This window comes from Streptomyces sp. NBC_00887 (assembly GCF_045207585.1).
On sequence record NZ_CP108788.1, the window covers coordinates 7,264,679 to 7,281,997 of the forward strand.

Sequence of the window (17,319 nt, forward strand, 5' to 3'; positions counted from 1 at the left end):
GTCTGCAAGGAGCCGCACATGACTCAGCGCACCCTCGTCCTTCTCAAGCCGGATGCCGTACGGCGTGGGCTGATCGGCGAGATCGTCGGCCGCATCGAACGCAAGGCCGGCTGGACGATCACCGCGCTGGAGTTGCGCACGCTCGACCACGAGACCCTGGAGCAGCACTACGGCGAGCACAAGGGCCGCCCGTTCTACGAGCCGCTCGTCGAGTTCATGGCCTCCGGCCCCGTCGTCGCTCTCGTGGCCGAGGGCGAGCGGATCATCGAGGGTGTTCGCGCCCTGGCCGGCCCCACCGACCCGATCGCCGCCGCGCCCGGCTCGATCCGTGGCGACTTCGGGACGGTCACCCGGGAGAACCTCATCCACGCCTCGGACTCCGAGGAGTCCGCGGAGCGAGAACTGAAGCTTTTCTTTCCCGGACTTTCCTGACTTCGGCTCGGCCAATCAGCGCTCATGACCTGGGGCGACCGAAGTAATTCGGTCGCCCTTCGGTATAGGGCCCCGGATCGCGGGAACGCATCCCTCCGACGTAACGTCACCATGGGTGGGACGGGCAGCCGTTCTGCTCACATTGGCGAAGGACCCTCGCGCTGTGTCCGTGCTCACGGCACTACGATGGAAGCTTCCACGCCCGCAGCGCCAACCCTCGCCTACCTAAAACAAGCCATTCTTCGCTTCTTGGGAAGGCCCGACGCATCCTCATGGGGAACAAGGGGAACTCAATGTCGTTCATCGGCCGTGACATGGCTATCGACCTCGGGACTGCCAACACGCTGGTGTACGTCAGGGGGCGCGGCATCGTCCTGAACGAGCCGTCCGTCGTGGCCATCAACACCAACACCGGTGGAATCCTGGCGGTCGGCTCCGAGGCCAAGAAGATGATCGGCCGTACGCCGGGCAACATCGTTGCCGTACGGCCCCTGAAGGACGGCGTGATCGCCGACTTCGAGATCACGGAGCGCATGCTCCGCTACTTCATCCTCAAGATCCACAAGCGCCGCTACCTGGCCCGCCCGCGGGTCGTCGTCTGTGTACCCTCCGGCATCACAGGGGTCGAGCGACGCGCCGTCATCGAGGCGTCGACGCAGGCCGGTGCCCGTCAGGTGCACATCATCGAAGAGCCCATGGCTGCGGCCATCGGCTCCGGCCTGCCGGTCCACGAGGCCACCGGCAACATGGTCGTCGACATCGGTGGCGGCACCACCGAGGTCGCGGTGATCTCGCTCGGCGGAATCGTCACTGCCCAGTCGATCCGGGTCGCCGGTGACGAGCTGGACAACGCGATCATCCAGCACATCAAGAAGGAGTACTCGCTCCTCCTCGGTGAGCGAACCGCCGAACAGATCAAGATCACGATCGGCTCGGCGTTCGACCTCGAGAAGGAGGAGCACACGGAGATCCGTGGGCGCGACCTGGTCTCGGGGCTGCCCAAGACCGTGGTCATCTCCGCCACGGAGGTCCGCAAGGCCATCGAGGAGCCGGTCAACGCGATCGTCGACGCCGTGAAGACGACGCTCGACAAGTGCCCGCCGGAGCTCTCCGGCGATGTCATGGACCGCGGCATCGTCCTCACCGGTGGCGGCGCGCTCCTGCGCGGCCTCGACGAGCGGCTGCGCCACGAGACGGGCATGCCGATCCACATCGCCGAGGACCCGCTGGACTCGGTGGCACTCGGGTCAGGCAAGTGCGTCGAGGAGTTCGAGGCGCTCCAGCAGGTGCTGGACGCCCAGCCCCGACGGTAGAACCCGACGTTCCGCCGTACGGGTGCTGCCGCTCCCGTACGGCGGAACGTTGATATACAGGCACCAATATTCCGACGAGGAAGGCACGGCCGCCGCACGTGAGGGACACACGAGAGAGCCGGCTGCTCCTGGTGCTGCTGATCGCCATCGCGTTCGCTTTGATCACGGTGGACATCCGCGGTGGCGAGGAGTCGCCGGTCGACGGCGCCCGGCAGGCCGCCGCCACGGTCTTCGGACCGGTCGAGAACGGCGTAGCAGCGGCGGTGGACCCGGTGGGCAACGCCATAGGCGCCGTACGGGACTCCGGTGAGAGGCACGACCGGATCGCGGCACTGGAGCAGGAGAACGCCGCGCTGAAGGCGAAACTGGGCAGCGACGACCGCAACAGCAGCAAGGTCCGCCAGCTCGACAGCATGCTCAAGGCCGCCGGAGCCGGCCAGTACGGCATCAAGGGCGCCGAGGTCATCGCCATAGGAGCGGCCCAGGGCTTCTCCTGGACGATCACCATCGACGCGGGATCCGACGACGGCCTCAAGCGCGACATGACCGTACTCAACGGTGAAGGGCTCGTCGGCCGCGTCACCACCGTCGGTCCGAACACCGCGACCGTCCTGCTGGCCAACGACCCCGACTTCACCGTCGGCACCCGGATGGAGAAGACCGACGAGCTCGGCTTCGCCACCGGACAGGGCTCCCGGCCGCTCTCGGTCCAGTTCCTCAACGGCAAGGCGAAGGTGAAGAAGGGCGACCGGCTGGTCACCTTCGGATCGAGCAAGGACAAGCCCTTCGTCCCCGGCGTCCCGGTCGGCGAAGTGGTCCGTGTCGACCCGTCGGGCGGCGACCTGACCAGGACCGTCTACGTCCGCCCGTACGTCGGCTTCACCAAGCTCGACATCGTCGGCATCGTCGTCCAGGCACCCCGTGAGGACCCCCGCGACATGGTGCTGCCGAAGCAGCCCAAGAAGCCGGAGAAGCCGAAGCCCACCCCGACCGTCACCGTCACGGTCCAGCCGAACGGCGACCTGGTCGACGGCAGCGGCAAGGTCGTCGGGAACATCAACGAGAAGCCCGACGCGGACGCCTCCGGGAACGCCGACGCGAACGCGTCCGGCAACGCCGACCCGAACGCCGACAACGCGGCCGACGAGCAGGAATAGAGCTGATCCCCATGCGCTTCAACCGGACTCTGCTCTCCGTCACCCTGGTCGTGGTCGCCCTCGTCGTCCAGGTCTCCGTACTCGCCCGCCTCCAGCTCCCCGGCGCCACCCCCGACCTGCTGCTGCTCGTGGTGCTCGGACTCGCCTTCGTGTACGGGCACGTCAGCGGCGCGCTCATCGGGTTCGGCGCGGGCCTCCTCGCCGACCTGGCGCCGCCCGCCGACCACGCCGCGGGTCGCTACGCCCTGGTGCTCTGCGTCATCGGATACCTCGCCGGTCTGGTCCGCCCCGAGAACGGCCAGCTCAGGTCGGCCTTCGCCCCGATGGCCGTCGTCGTCGCCGCGGCGATCGGGTCGACCCTGCTGTACGCCGGCGTCGGCGCCCTCGTCGACGACACGGCGGCCCGTCATGTGGGGCTGGGCAGCCTGCTGTTCACCGCCGCCGTGTACGACCTGCTCCTCGCGCCGTTCACCGTTCCGCTGATCATGGCACTCGCACGACGCACCGAGAGCGATCCGATCGCCGACAGTTCCGGTGGCGGCGATGTCGCCGCCGGCTGGCTGGCCTCGGGCACCGGGCTGCGGATCGGCAGCCAGCGGGGCGGACTGCGCGTCAAGGCCGCCCGTAACCGCGCCGCACGCGCAGGAAGGATCAAGGGGGTCAAGCGACTGTGAGCAACATCCCGGAGACGGGCCGGACCCAGCGGGTCCAGATCCGACTCGTCGTCATCCAGGTCCTCGTCTTCTCCCTGCTCCTGACGCTCGGCGGCCGGCTCTGGTACCTCCAGATCCGAAACGGCCAGGAGTACACCGACGAAGCCAAGAACAACCACGTCCAGCAGGTCGTCCAGCCCGCCGTCCGCGGCGCCATCCTCGACGCGCGCGGCGTACCCCTCGCCGACAACGAGACCCGCCTCGTCGTCTCCGCCAGCCGTACCGAGCTGATGAAGATGAAGGACGACGGCGTCGGCGTCCTCACCCGGCTCGCCGGCGTCCTGGACATGAAGCCCAAGGACGTCCGGGACAAGGTCCGGCTCTGCGACGCCAAGACTCCGCAGCCCTGCTGGAACGGCTCGCCCTACCAGCCGATCCCGGTCACCGACGAGGCCACCACCCAGCAGGCCCTCACGATCCGTGAGCGTGCCGAGGACTTCCCCGGCATCACCGCCGAACCCACCGCCGTACGCCGTTACGCCGCGCCCGGCAAGGCCAACACCGCCCAGGTGCTCGGCTACCTCTCGCCCGTCACCGACGAAGAGGTCACCAAGGCCCAGGACAGCGACTCGCCCTACCTCCGCTCCGACCAGGTCGGCCGCTCCGGCCTGGAGCGCACGTACGACAAGGAACTGCGCGGCAAGGCCGGCGTCACCCGCTACGAGGTCGACAACCTCGGCCGTGTCATCGGCCAGGCGCAGAACGACGAGGCCGAGCCCGGCGCCAGCGTCGTCACCTCCATCGACGCCCGGGTCCAGGCCGTCGCCGAGTACGAGCTCAACAAGGCGATGGAGACGGCCCGCAAGGAGATGGACCGCAACACCAACGAGCTCTACAAGGCGGACTCCGGTGCCGTCGTCGTCATGGAGGCCAAGACGGGCCGCATCGTCTCGATGGCCTCCCTGCCGACCTACGACCCCAACGCCTGGATCGGCGGCATCTCCGCCAAGGACTACGCGAAGCTCACCGGCAAGAAGTCCAACTTCCCGCTGCTGAACCGCGCCATCCAGGGAACCGCGGCCCCCGGGTCGATCTTCAAGGTCATCTCCTCGACCGCCGCGGTCAACGCCGGATACGAATTCGACGGCAACTACCCGTGCCCGAGCTCGTACTCCATCGGCGGCCAGGTCTTCAAGAACTTCGAGTCCCAGGGCTACGGCAGCATCAGCCTCGGCCGCGCCCTTGAGGTCTCCTGCGACACCGTCTACTACGGCCTCGCGCACAGGGAGTGGCAGAAGGACGGCGGCAACAAGCCGAAGAAGAACACCGACGACTGGTTCTACAAGACCGCGCACCAGTTCGGCCTCGGCAAGGAGACCGGCATCGACCTCCCCAACGAGGTCTCCGGCCGTGTCCCCGACCGTCAGTGGAAGCAGAACTTCTACGACGCCAACAAGACCTCCTGGTGCAAGCAGGGCAAGAAGGACGGCACGTACGTCGAGAAGATCGCGTACGAAGGCTGCCTCGAGGGCTACAAGATGCGCGCCGGTGACTCCGTCAACTACTCGATCGGCCAGGGAGACACCCTCGTCACCCCGATCCAGATGGCGACCATCTACGCCGCGATCTCCAACGGCGGCACGCTCTACGACCCGACCGTCGGCAAGGCCGTCGTGAGCGGCGACGGCAGGACGGTCCAGGAGATCAAGCCGCAGGCGCACGGCAAGCTGCCCTTCAAGGGCGACACGCGCGACAAAATAGACGAAGCCCTCGCGGGTGTCGCGACCCGGGGCAGCGCCGCCTGGCGATTCGGCGGTTGGCCCCAGGACAAGATCCCGATGCACGCCAAGACGGGCACGGCCGAGGTCTACGGCAAGCAGACGACCTCCTGGTTCGCCACGTACACCAAGGAATACTCGATCGTCATGACGATCTCCCAGGGCGGTACGGGCTCCGGCGCCTCGGGCCCCGCCGTGCGCAACATCTACAACGCGCTCTACGGACTCGACTCCGCCGGGAAGCAGGACCTCAAGAAGGCTCTGCTGCCCAAGCCCCAGAAGACCCTGCCGAAGATCCAACCGGACGGGCAGATCGAGTCGCCGAAGATCAAGCCCTACGTCCCCGAGCCCCCTGCCGAAGAGGGCACCCAGGCACTCGCACTCGCCGGAGTGCCGTGGAGGCGGGACTGATGGCCGGATTCTCCGTTTCGCGCTACGCCCCCGAGCGTTCCTCCTGGGCCAAGCTCACCGCACGCGACTCCGTCGTCCGGCGGCTGGACTGGCCCCTGCTCGGGTCGGCGCTCGCCCTGTCCTTCATCGGATCGCTCCTCGTCTGGTCGGCGACCCGCGGCCGTGACTCGCTCACCCACGGCGACCCGTACTACTTCCTGTTCCGGCACGCCCTCAACACCGGCATCGGTGTCGCCCTGATGGTCGGCACGATCTGGCTCGGCCACCGCACCCTGCGGGGAGCCGTCCCGGTCCTCTACGGCCTCTCGGTGCTACTCGTCCTGGCGGTCCTCACGCCGCTCGGCGCCACCGTCAACGGCGCGCACGCCTGGATCCTCCTTCCGGGTGGCTTCTCCCTCCAGCCTTCCGAGTTCACCAAGATCACGATCATCCTGGGCATGGCCATGCTGCTCGCCGCCCGGGTCGACGCGGGCGACCAGCTGCATCCCGACCACCGGACCGTCGCCAAGTCGCTCGGCCTGGCGCTCATCCCGATGGCCGTGGTCATGCTGATGCCCGACCTCGGGTCCGTGATGGTCATGGCCGTCATCGTGCTCGGCGTCCTGCTCGCCTCCGGCGCGTCCAACCGCTGGGTCTTCGGACTCCTTGGCGCGGGGACGACGGGCGCCGTCGCCATCTGGCAGCTCGGCCTGCTCGACGACTACCAGATCGCCCGCTTCGCGGCCTTCGCCAACCCGGCGCTGGACCCGGCCGGTGTCGGCTACAACACCAACCAGGCGCGCATCGCCATCGGCTCCGGAGGGCTCAGCGGCACCGGGCTCTTCAAGGGCTCCCAGACCACGGGCCAGTTCGTCCCCGAACAGCAGACCGACTTCGTCTTCACCGTAGCGGGTGAGGAGCTCGGCTTCCTCGGCGCCGGTCTGATCATCGTCCTGCTCGGCATCGTCCTGTGGCGCGCCTGCCGGATCGCCCGCGAGACGAGCGAGCTCTACGGGACGATCGTCGCCGCCGGCATCATCGCCTGGTTCGCCTTCCAGTCCTTCGAGAACATCGGAATGACGCTCGGGATCATGCCGGTGGCGGGACTCCCGCTGCCGTTCGTGTCCTACGGAGGATCATCGATGTTCGCCGTCTGGGTGGCGATCGGGCTGCTCCAGTCGATCAGGGTGCAGAGGCCGATAACGGCCTGAGCCGGTACCGGCCGCCCGCGGGGTCCCCTGCCCATCGGCGGGGAACACGTCTAGATTCGGTTTATGGCGGACTCGAAGCGTGAGATCGAGCGTAAGTACGAAACGACGCCCGGAACCCGGCTGCCCGACCTGACCCGTGTGGCCGGGGTGTCGGCCGTCGTCCACCGGGGCCTCAGGGAACTCGACGCCGTCTACTACGACACCGAGGACCTCCGGCTGGCCGCCGACTCGCTCACCCTCCGGCGCAGAACCGGCGGGGACGACGCAGGCTGGCATCTCAAGTTCCCGGTCTCCACCGGCATCCGCGACGAGATCCACGCCCCGCTCGCCGACACCCTGCCGCACAGCCTCGCCGCGCTGCTCCGCTCCCGGGTCAGGGACGCGGAAACGGTCCCCGTCGTCCGGCTGCTCTCCTCCCGGGACGTCCACCACCTGCTCGACGAGGACGGCGCCCTGCTCGCGGAGCTCAGCATCGACGCGGTCCGCGCCGAACGGCTCACCGTGGAGGCGCACGGCGCCGAGGCCGCCTGGACCGAGATCGAGGTCGAGCTGGCCGACGACGGCGACCCCGCCTTCCTCGACGCCGTCGAGCGGCGGCTCCACAAGGCCGGCGTACGGTCCTCCGCCTCGACGTCGAAGCTGGCCAGGGCCCTGGCCGAGACCGCCCCGAAGAAACAGCGGCGGAAGAAGAAGGACGGCGCGGCGGCCCCGCTCACGGCAGGCGACCACGTACTCGCCTACGTACGCGACCAGATCGAGGCCGTCATCGGACTCGACCCCGCCGTACGCCGCGACCTCCCCGACTCCGTACACCGGATGAGGGTCGCCACCCGACGGCTGCGCAGCGCCTTCAAGACCTACCGTAAGGTGCTGGACCGGACCGTCACCGACCCCGTCGGCGAGGAACTGAAATGGCTCGCCGCCGAGCTCGGCATCGACCGCGACCAGGAAGTGCTCGACGAGCGGCTCGGCGACCGGATCTCCGCACTGCCCCGCCCCCTCCTCCTCGGTCCCGTCCGCGGCCGCCTGCGCCTGTGGTCCGTGGCCCGGCGCGCCGGGTCGCGGCGCCGGATCCTCTCCGTACTCGACGGCAAGCGGTATCTGGCCCTGCTGGAGACCCTCGATGCCCTCCTCGCCGACCCGCCCCTGCTGCCCGGTGCCGGGAAGGAGCCGCAGAAGACCGTGCCCCGGGCCGTGCTCAAGGACTACGAGCGCCTCGCCACCCGGATCGCCCGCGCCCTGGAGCAGCCCCCGGGGGAGGAGCGGGACCTCGCCATGCACGAGGCCCGCAAGGCCGCGAAACGCGCGCGGTACGCGGGAGAGGCCGCCCGGCCCGCCCTGGGGAAACCGGCCAAGAGGTTCGCCAAGCGCATGAAGGCGGTGCAGACGGTCCTCGGGGAGCACCAGGACAGCGTGGTCGCCCGGGACGCGTTGCGCACGCTGGCGGTCCAGGCGCACGGGGCGGGGGAGTCCGCCTTCACCTGGGGTCTGCTGTACGGACAGGAGGAGGCATCGGCGGCCGACCGGGAGCGCGAACTGCCCGAGGTATGGGCCCGGGCATCGGATCCGGGACTGCGATCGGCGCTGAAGGGCTGAGCACCGGGTTACGCTTGATGGTCACCCCTGCCAGCTCACGAAGGTCCCCAGATGTCTGCCGAGTCGGTCTTCCCGCAGCTCGAAGCTCTGCTCCCGCATGTGCAGAAGCCCATCCAGTACGTCGGCGGTGAGCTGAACTCCACCGTCAAACCGTGGGAGGAATGCGACGTCCGCTGGGCACTCATGTACCCGGACGCCTACGAGGTCGGACTCCCCAACCAGGGCGTCATGATTCTTTACGAGGTGCTCAACGAGCGCGAAGGCGTCCTCGCCGAGCGCACGTACAGCGTCTGGCCGGACCTCGAGGAGCTGATGCGCGAGCATCAGGTGCCCCAGTTCACCGTGGACAGCCACCGCCCCGTCGGAGCCTTCGACGTGTTCGGGCTGAGCTTCTCCACCGAGCTCGGCTACACCAACATGCTCACGGCCCTGGACCTCGCGGGCATCCCGCTGGAGTCCAGGGACCGCACCGTCGATCACCCGATCGTGCTGGCGGGCGGCCACGCCGCGTTCAACCCCGAGCCGATCGCGGACTTCATCGACTGTGCGGTCATCGGCGACGGCGAGCAGGCCGTCCTGGAGATCACCGAGATCATCCGCGCCTGGAAGGCCGAGGGCCGGCCCGGTGGGCGAGAAGAGGTGCTCTTCCGGCTGGCGAAGACGGGCGGGGTCTACGTCCCGGGCTTCTACGACGTCGAGTACCTCCCCGACGGCCGTATCGGCCGCGTCGTGCCCAAGAAGTCCGGCGTGCCGTGGCGCGTGTCCAAGCACACGGTCATGGACCTCGACGAGTGGCCGTACCCGAAGCAGCCCCTCGTGCCCCTCGCCGAGACCGTCCACGAGCGGATGTCCGTGGAGATCTTCCGCGGCTGCACCCGCGGCTGCCGTTTCTGCCAGGCCGGCATGATCACGCGCCCCGTGCGGGAGCGAAGCATCACCGGCATCGGTGAAATGGTCGAGAAGGGACTCAAGGCCACCGGTTTCGAGGAGGTCGGCCTCCTCTCGCTCTCGTCCGCTGACCACACCGAGATCGGTGAGATCGCCAAGGGCCTGGCCGACCGGTACACCGAGGACAAGATCGGTCTCTCGCTGCCCTCCACCCGCGTCGACGCGTTCAACGTCGACCTGGCCAACGAGCTGACCCGCAACGGCCGCAGGTCCGGTCTCACCTTCGCCCCCGAGGGGGGCTCCGAGCGCATGCGCAAGGTCATCAACAAGATGGTCTCGGAAGAGGACCTGATCCGCACGGTCGCCACCGCGTACGGCAACGGCTGGCGCCAGGTGAAGCTGTACTTCATGTGCGGCCTGCCCACCGAGACCGACGAGGACGTACTCCAGATCGGCGACATGGCGGTCAACGTGATCGCCAAGGGCCGCGAGGTCTCCGGCCAGAACGACATCCGCTGCACGGTCTCCATCGGAGGCTTCGTCCCCAAGCCGCACACGCCGTTCCAGTGGGCACCGCAGCTCGGGGTCGAGGAGACCGACGCCCGGCTGAAGAAGCTCCGCGACAAGATCCGCGACGACAAGAAGTACGGGCGCTCCATCGGCTTCCGCTACCACGACGGCAAGCCCGGCATCATCGAGGGCCTGCTCTCCCGGGGCGACCGCCGGGTCGGATCCGTGATCCGCGCGGTGTACGAGGCGGGCGGCCGATTCGACGGCTGGCGCGAGCACTTCAGCTACGACCTCTGGATGAGCAGCGCCGAGAAGACGCTGCCCGCATTCGGCGTGGACGTCGACTGGTACACCACCCGCGAGCGGACGTACGAAGAGGTCCTGCCTTGGGACCACCTGGACTCCGGCCTCGACAAGGACTGGCTCTGGGAGGACTGGCAGGACTCGCTCGACGAGACCGAGGTCGAGGACTGCCGCTGGACCCCCTGCTTCGACTGCGGGGTGTGCCCCCAGCTCGACCTGGACATCCAGATCGGTCCGACGGGCAAGAAGCTCCTGCCGCTCACCGTGGTGAAGTAGCACCGAAGCAACCGTCCGGGTGACAGCCCGGTGAAGAAGGCCCGGCCGGGGAAACCCCTGGCCGGGCCTTCGCGTCATGTACTGCATGGACCACGACAAACGGCGGACGCCCGAGCCGTACGAAGGCGGGGAGGGCTGTCTGACCACCCTCATCAGGATTCCGGTACGGATCGTCGTGCTCGTCCTCGTCCTGCCCGTACGTCTGATCTGGGACGTGCTCGTCGCAGGGCTGCGGGTCCTGGAGCGCGTGCTGCTGCGTCCGCTGGGACGCGGCCTGGAGTGGCTGTACGACACCGTGCTCGCGCCTGGCGGACGGGCCCTCGCGTGGCTGGCCGTCGCCGTCCTCGTGTGGCCCTGGATCGGGTTGTGGCGGTACGTCGTCGACCCCGTCGTCCGCTACGGGATCGTCGCCCCGCTGGTGTGGCTCCACGGGACCGTCCTCACCCCGGCCGGGCACGGGCTGCGGTGGGTGTACCGCAGGCTGCTCGTCCCGGCCGTCCGTGGGGTCGGCGCCGCTGTTGCCCGGCTGTTCACCGTGCTCCTGGTATGGCCGGTGGTCGGCCTGTGGTGCTACGTCCTGAAGCCGCTCGGAATCGCCGCCGACTGGCTCGTCACGCACCTGGTGGTGATGCCCGTCGCCTGGGCGTACCGGTACGTGCTCACCCCGGTCGGGCACGGCATCGCGTGGGTGCTCACCCAGCTGGGGCACGGGATCGCCGCCACCGGGCGAGGGCTCGTGACTGCCGCCGTCCGGCTGATCATGACGCTCCTCGTCCTGCCCCTCGCCTGGACGTACCGGCATGTCCTGGCTCCCGTCGGCCGGGAGATCGCCGCCGCGGTCGGGGTTGCCTGGCGGATCGCCGGATACCTCTCCCGGGCCGTCGGCCGCGCCCTGGCGTGGCTGGCATGGCACCTGGTCGGCGCGCCGGTGACCTGGGCCTATCGCACGGTGTGCACTCCGGTAGGACACTTCGTACGCGACGCGGTGTGGGCGCCCGTCGGACAGGGCGCCCTGGAGGCGGGGCGCGCGGTCCGCAGTGCGCTCGGAGCTGCCCGCGAGAGCGTGCGCACGGCCCGCCGCGACGCATGGCGCGCACTGGTGGGACCGCCGCAGGTCGCAGAGGTGCGGGAACTCCAGGGGTCCGCTGCGCGTACCCTGGGTGGAACAACGACTGTCCCCAGCGAGGCGCTCGCGCCCGAGATCTCCCTGCTCGCCGACAAAACCGTCGAGCGGGGGTGAGCCGGAGCGGCACCCCGGGGCACCCTGTACTTCGTGGGCGGTGCGCCACCGCGTCCGCCCCGCACCGAGGAGAAGAACCACTGGGCAAGCGACAGCCCGAAGGCCCGCCGCCCGCACCGGCGGTGCAGCGCATCAGACTGCGCTACACCAAGCGGGGCCGCCTCCGGTTCACCAGCCACCGAGACTTTCAGCGCGCCTTCGAGCGGGCACTGCGCCGCTCCGAGGTGCCCATGGCCTACTCGGCGGGCTTCACCCCGCACCCGAAGGTGTCGTACGCCAACGCCGCCCCCACGGGTACGGGCAGCGAGGCCGAGTTCCTGGAGATCGCCCTCACCGAGGCGCGGGACCCCGGAACGCTCCGCGAGCTGCTCAACGCCTCGATGCCGGACGGCCTCGACATCATCGACGCGGTGGAGGCCCACACCTCGGGCCTCGCCGACCGGCTGACCGCCTCCGTGTGGGAGATGCGCCTGGACGGGGTCGACGTCGAGGACGCCCGGAAGGCCGTCGCCGCGTTCCTGGACGCCGAGACCGTCGAGGTCCAGCGGCGTGCGAAGAACGGGATGCGGAGCTTCGACGCCCGTGCGGCCGTCGCCGAACTGCAGGCCCTTGATCCACAGCCTGATAGGTCCGGGGACAGGCCCTGTGCGATACTGCGCCTGGTAGTGCGGCACGTGACACCTGCCGTGCGACCCGACGACGTCCTGTCCGGTCTCCGAGTTGTGGCCGACCTGGCGCCGCCGGTCCCCGCAGCGGTGACCAGGCTGGCGCAGGGGCTCTTCGACGAGGAGTCCGGCACGGTGACCGACCCGCTCGCGCCTGACCGCGAGGCAGCCACGGCCGTTCTTGTTCCGGCCGACCGGCCCGCCGTCGCGACGGCGCCGGATGGTGCAGGTTCCGCGTAAGGCGGTCGTTGTAGCGCAGCCCTTGGACTCGGGAGCCACCTGGGTCGGGCCGCGCACCGCCCCATAAGACTTTCGCCAGGCCGTGCGTCATCGCGTACGGAACCGGCGAGCCAGACATCAGCTCCCGTGCGGCGCCCGCGCCCCGGACGGCGGTATCGCGCACATCACGCGTACCGTGCCGGACCGGAATCAGGCGCGGCGCCCGGGAGCGTGACGGGAGAACCGCCCGCATGCTTGAGCCGATCGAACCCGGTACCGCCGGGAACACAGAGGACAACACCCCCGGGGACAAGCTGCCGCCGCGCCGCAGGCGCCGCGCGGCTTCCCGCCCCGCGGGCCCGCCGTCGGGCGCACCCGGTGCGGCCGTCGCCGAGGACGCCACGCCGGCCATACCGGCCGAGGAGGCCGCGGTGACCGGTACGACCGGAGCCGGGACGGCCGAGACCGCCGAGGCGGCGCCTCCGGCACGTGCCCGCCGTCGCGCGGTGCGCAAGGCGACCGCCCCCGCGGGTGCGCCGCAGCCCCCCGAAACCGTCGAGCCCGCCGCCGCGGCACCGGTGGAGACCCCGGCCGAGGCCGAGGAAGCCCCCGAGGTCGCAGAGCCGGCTCCGCCGGTACGTGCGCGCCGTCGCGCGGTCCGCAAGGCCACCGCCCCCGCGGGTGCGCCGCAGAGCGCCGAGGCCGCGGAGACCGTGGCCGAGCCGGTCGCGGAGTCTGCCGAGCCGGTCGCGGAAGTCACCGAGCCCGTTGCCGAGGCGCCTGTCGTCGAGGCCCCGCGCGGTCGTCGTCGTGCCACCCGTAAGGCCACCGCTCCGGCAGGTGCCCCGCAGAACGCGGAGGCCGCCGCCGAGGACATCGTCGTGGCCGAGCCCGCCGAGCCCGTTGCCGCCGAGCCCATCGAGACCCCGGAGCCCGTCGCCGCGCCGCGCGGCCGTACCCGGCGCCGTGCGTCGGCTCCGGCCGGTACGCCGCAGGGCACGCAGGCCGCCGAGGTTCCGGCCGAGGCCGTGGCCGAGCCGGTCGCGGAAGTCGCCGAGCCCGTTGCCGAGGCGCCTGTCGTCGAGGCCCCGCGCGGTCGTCGTCGTGCCACCCGTAAGGCCACCGCTCCGGCAGGTGCCCCACAGCCGGCCGAGGAGGCTGCCGAACAGGCCGCCGCCGAGACCGGTGAGAGCCTTCCCGCGGCTGTCGCCGAGGAGCTCGCCGCCGAGGCCGAAGAGGTCGAGGAAGCCGCGCCGCGAGGCCGCCAGCGCCGCCGGGCCACCGCCGCCGCGGGCAGGCCCGAGTTCACCGGCAAGGTCGAGGAGCCGGCACGCAGGAGCCGTCGTGCGACGCGCCCCGCCGTGGCCGTCTTCCAGGCACCGGTCTTCGCCGAGCCGATGTTCCAGACCCCGGAGACCGCGGCTGCCGCGGCGGCTGCCGCCGGTTCCGGATCGCAGTACGAGGACGACGACGAGTTCGAGGAGCCGAAGGCTCCCGAGCGCGCGCCGCGCAAGGCCGCGCCCGCACAGGCCGTCGAAGCCGAGCCCGAGGCGGAGACCGCCGCACCCGCGCAGGCCGCCGAGGCCGCGCCGCAGGGCGGTTCACGCCGTCGTCGCCGCCGTCGCGGTGAGGCAGTCGAGACCGAGCCGGCGGCGACGCCCATCACCCTCCCGGTGGAGGAGCCCGTCGAGGACGAGCAGGAGGCCGAGCCCGAGGCGGAAGCCGAGCACGAGGACGACTCGGACGAGTACGGCGACCGCCCCTCGCGCCGTCGCCGTCGTGGCGGCCGCCGTCGCCGTCGCGGTGAGACCAACGACGCGGACGACGCCGAGCAGCACGACGAGGCCTCCGAGGACGAGCAGGAGCAGGACGAGGACAACGACGAGGACAACGAGTCCTCGGTGTCCGGATCCAGCAGCAGCCGTCGTCGTCGCCGTCGCCGTCGCCGCAGCGGGGACGCCTCGGGCGAGGACGTCCCCTCGGGCCAGGACGACCCGGAGCGCACGGTCGTCAAGGTCCGCGAGCCGCGCAAGAAGGAAGCCGAGCGCGAGCCCGGCACCGGCTTCGACGAGGTCCAGTCCATCAAGGGCTCGACCCGCATGGAGGCCAAGAAGCAGCGTCGCCGCGAAGGCCGTGAGCAGGGCCGCCGTCGCGTCCCGATCATCACCGAGGCGGAGTTCCTGGCGCGCCGCGAGGCCGTCGAGCGCGTCATGGTCGTCCGCCAGAGCGGCGAACGCACCCAGATCGGTGTCCTCGAGGACAACGTGCTCGTCGAGCACTACGTCAACAAGGAGCAGGCCACCAGCTACGTCGGCAACGTCTACCTGGGCAAGGTGCAGAACGTCCTGCCGTCCATGGAGGCCGCGTTCGTCGACATCGGCAAGGGCCGCAACGCGGTGCTGTACGCCGGTGAGGTCAACTTCGAGGCGCTCGGCATGGCCCACGGGCCGCGCCGCATCGAGACCGCGCTGAAGTCCGGCCAGTCGGTCCTCGTGCAGGTCACGAAGGACCCGATCGGCCACAAGGGCGCCCGCCTGACCAGCCAGGTCTCGCTGCCCGGCCGTTACCTGGTCTACGTGCCCGAGGGCTCCATGACCGGCATCAGCCGCAAGCTGCCCGACACCGAGCGGGCCCGGCTGAAGACCATCCTCAAGAAGATCGTTCCCGAGGACGCGGGCGTCATCGTGCGCACCGCCGCCGAGGGCGCGAGCGAGGACGAGCTGCGCCGCGATGTCGAGCGGCTGCAGGGCCAGTGGGAAGAGATCCAGAAGAAGTCGAAGAGCAGCGGGAGCACCAACGCCCCGACGCTCCTGTACGGCGAGCCGGACATGACCGTCCGGGTCGTCCGCGACATCTTCAACGAGGACTTCTCGAAGGTCATCGTCAGCGGTGAGGACGCCTGGGAGACCATCCACGGCTACGTCTCGCACGTGGCACCGGACCTCACGGACCGTCTGTCGCGCTGGACTTCCGAGGTCGACGTCTTCGCGACGTACCGGATCGACGAGCAGCTGATGAAGGCACTGGACCGCAAGGTCTACCTGCCGAGCGGCGGCTCGCTCGTGATCGACAAGACCGAGGCGATGGTCGTCGTCGACGTCAACACCGGCAAGTTCACCGGGCAGGGCGGAAACCTCGAGGAGACCGTCACCAAGAACAACCTGGAGGCGGCCGAGGAGATCGTGCGTCAGCTGCGGCTGCGCGACCTCGGTGGCATCGTCGTCGTCGACTTCATCGACATGGTGCTGGAGTCCAACCGGGACCTCGTGCTGCGGCGACTGCTGGAGTGCCTGGGCCGGGACCGTACGAAGCACCAGGTCGCCGAGGTCACGTCGCTGGGCCTGGTCCAGATGACGCGCAAGCGCGTGGGCCAGGGTCTGCTGGAGTCCTTCTCCGAGACCTGCGTCCACTGCAACGGCCGCGGCGTGATCGTGCACATGGAGCAGCCGACGTCCGTCGGCGGCGGTGGCGGCGGCAAGCGCTCGAAGAAGCGCGGACGCGGTGGCGCCGGCCAGGAGCACGAGCACGACCACGACCAGCACGTCCAGGACCACGAGCACGACGAGCACGCGGTCGAGAGCGAGGACGAGGTGGCGGCCGAGGTCGCAGCCCCGATCGCGCTGCCCGAGCCTGAGTTCGTCGCGGACGAGGAGCTGTACAGCAGCCCGGCCGAGGCGGAGGCGGCGGCGACACGCGGTCGTGGCCGTCGGCGTGCGACCCGCAAGGTGTCGGCTCCGGCCGGCGCGCCGCAGGCCGCAGCCCCTGCTCCGGTGGCCGAGCCGGCCCCGGCCGTCGAGGCCGAGCCGCAGGCGGAGCCGGTTGCCGAGACCCCGGAGGCCGCCCCGGTCCCCGAGGCCGAGACCGCACCCGCGGGGCGTACGCGCCGCAGGGCGACCCGGAAGGCGACCTCTCCGGCCGGTTCTCCCAAGCCGGCCGACGTCGCGCCTCCGGTCACCCCGGCCGAGCCCGCCGCGGAACCCGTAGCGGTCGAGGACCCGGTCGTCGAGGCCCCCGCGGCCAAGGCTCCGGCCCCTGAGGCACCGGCAGCCGACGAGGTGTCCGCTCCGGCCGCCCCGCCGCGTGCCCGCCGCCGGGCGACCCGCAAGGCCACCGCCCCGGCAGGTTCGCCGACCGGTGCGGACGAGGCTGCGGTCGTCGTGGTCACGGGCAGCTCCGCCGCCGAGCCGGCTCCGTCCGACGCCCAGGCGGCGGACGAGTCCGGGACGGAGACGGAAGCCCCGGCCAAGAAGGCGGTCCGCAAGGCCGCCAAGAAGGCCCCGGCCAAGAAGGCGGTCACCAAGACGGCCGCGAAGAAGACGGTCGCGAAGAAGACCACCGCGAAGAAGACGACCGCGAAGAAGGCAACGGCCAAGAAGACCGTCGCCGCCGAGCAGTCGTCGCCTTCCGTGACCGCTTCCGCGCAGGCCGACGAGTCCTGACCAACGGTCGACTGAGCATTTCGTAACCGGTTGTTCATCGATCTGTGTCCCGCCCCGAAGCCTTCGGGGCGGGACACCTGCTTTGTTTCAGAACTGATGCACTGGCGGGTTAACAGGCCCGAAATCGCCTGAGAAATCCCTGATAATGTGACGGCGGTCGTCGGCCTGTTCAGGTCCCTTCGCGGGACTACGGTCGGTGACCGACCCGGTTCAGGACAGACCGGGCCCAGATTCCTCGGTAGGGCGTCG

General features: G+C 70.3%; 11 protein-coding genes. All 11 read left to right on the forward strand.

All coding sequences use genetic code 11. The features are described 5' to 3' along the window. Window positions 1–18 precede the first annotated feature (18 nt). The 11 genes from ndk (at window position 19) to OG844_RS33175 (ending at window position 17,070) form a co-directional block, all read left to right on the forward strand. A complete protein-coding gene (ndk, locus tag OG844_RS33125; protein WP_406395341.1) occupies window positions 19–432 on the forward strand; it encodes a nucleoside-diphosphate kinase in 414 nt (137 codons plus the stop codon). A gap of 293 nt (window positions 433–725) precedes the next feature. Further along, on the forward strand, window positions 726–1,745 hold the full coding sequence (locus OG844_RS33130; RefSeq protein ID WP_329211103.1) for a rod shape-determining protein: 1,020 nt from the start codon (window positions 726–728) through the stop codon (window positions 1,743–1,745). A 98-nt stretch (window positions 1,746–1,843) separates the two neighbouring features. Further along, window positions 1,844–2,902, forward strand: coding sequence for a rod shape-determining protein MreC (mreC, locus tag OG844_RS33135; protein ID WP_406395342.1), 1,059 nt, complete (start codon window positions 1,844–1,846; stop codon window positions 2,900–2,902). Window positions 2,903–2,913: 11 nt separating this feature from the next. After that, complete coding sequence (gene mreD / locus OG844_RS33140; protein ID WP_406395344.1) at window positions 2,914–3,576, forward strand: rod shape-determining protein MreD; 663 nt, start codon at window positions 2,914–2,916, stop codon at window positions 3,574–3,576. Then, window positions 3,573–5,744 (forward strand): penicillin-binding protein 2, encoded by a 2,172-nt coding sequence (gene mrdA, locus OG844_RS33145; RefSeq protein WP_406395345.1) that lies wholly within the window; start codon window positions 3,573–3,575, stop codon window positions 5,742–5,744. The genes mreD and mrdA overlap by 4 nt, the downstream gene beginning before the upstream one ends. Beyond that, complete coding sequence (gene rodA, locus OG844_RS33150; protein WP_351175581.1) at window positions 5,744–6,934, forward strand: rod shape-determining protein RodA; 1,191 nt, start codon at window positions 5,744–5,746, stop codon at window positions 6,932–6,934. The genes mrdA and rodA overlap by 1 nt, the downstream gene beginning before the upstream one ends. Before the next feature lie 63 nt (window positions 6,935–6,997). Then, entirely contained in the window at window positions 6,998–8,530 is a 1,533-nt protein-coding gene (locus OG844_RS33155) for a CHAD domain-containing protein (protein WP_406395347.1), read from the forward strand. 51 nt (window positions 8,531–8,581) lie between these two features. Further along, window positions 8,582–10,507: a TIGR03960 family B12-binding radical SAM protein gene (locus tag OG844_RS33160; RefSeq protein WP_406395349.1), complete on the forward strand. Its 1,926-nt coding sequence runs from the start codon at window positions 8,582–8,584 to the stop codon at window positions 10,505–10,507. 85 nt (window positions 10,508–10,592) lie between these two features. Then, window positions 10,593–11,747, forward strand: coding sequence for a hypothetical protein (locus OG844_RS33165; RefSeq protein ID WP_406395350.1), 1,155 nt, complete (start codon window positions 10,593–10,595; stop codon window positions 11,745–11,747). Between the two features lie 122 nt (window positions 11,748–11,869). Continuing rightward, window positions 11,870–12,652: a TIGR03936 family radical SAM-associated protein gene (locus tag OG844_RS33170; protein ID WP_406395351.1), complete on the forward strand. Its 783-nt coding sequence runs from the start codon at window positions 11,870–11,872 to the stop codon at window positions 12,650–12,652. A gap of 230 nt (window positions 12,653–12,882) precedes the next feature. Next, window positions 12,883–17,070 (forward strand): Rne/Rng family ribonuclease, encoded by a 4,188-nt coding sequence (locus tag OG844_RS33175; RefSeq protein WP_406395352.1) that lies wholly within the window; start codon window positions 12,883–12,885, stop codon window positions 17,068–17,070. Window positions 17,071–17,319: the final 249 nt, after the last annotated feature.

What these genes read in the sequence shown, in the direction of transcription:
- OG844_RS33130 (WP_329211103.1), top strand. Translation starts at nt 726, where the DNA reads ATGTCGTTCATCGGCCGTGACATGGCTATCGACCTCGGGACTGCCAAC.
- OG844_RS33175 (WP_406395352.1), top strand. Translation starts at nt 12,883, where the DNA reads ATGCTTGAGCCGATCGAACCCGGTACCGCCGGGAACACAGAGGACAAC.
- ndk (WP_406395341.1), top strand. Translation starts at nt 19, where the DNA reads ATGACTCAGCGCACCCTCGTCCTTCTCAAGCCGGATGCCGTACGGCGT.
- mreD (WP_406395344.1), top strand. Translation starts at nt 2,914, where the DNA reads ATGCGCTTCAACCGGACTCTGCTCTCCGTCACCCTGGTCGTGGTCGCC.
- rodA (WP_351175581.1), top strand. Translation starts at nt 5,744, where the DNA reads ATGGCCGGATTCTCCGTTTCGCGCTACGCCCCCGAGCGTTCCTCCTGG.
- OG844_RS33155 (WP_406395347.1), top strand. Translation starts at nt 6,998, where the DNA reads ATGGCGGACTCGAAGCGTGAGATCGAGCGTAAGTACGAAACGACGCCC.
- OG844_RS33160 (WP_406395349.1), top strand. Translation starts at nt 8,582, where the DNA reads ATGTCTGCCGAGTCGGTCTTCCCGCAGCTCGAAGCTCTGCTCCCGCAT.
- OG844_RS33165 (WP_406395350.1), top strand. Translation starts at nt 10,593, where the DNA reads ATGGACCACGACAAACGGCGGACGCCCGAGCCGTACGAAGGCGGGGAG.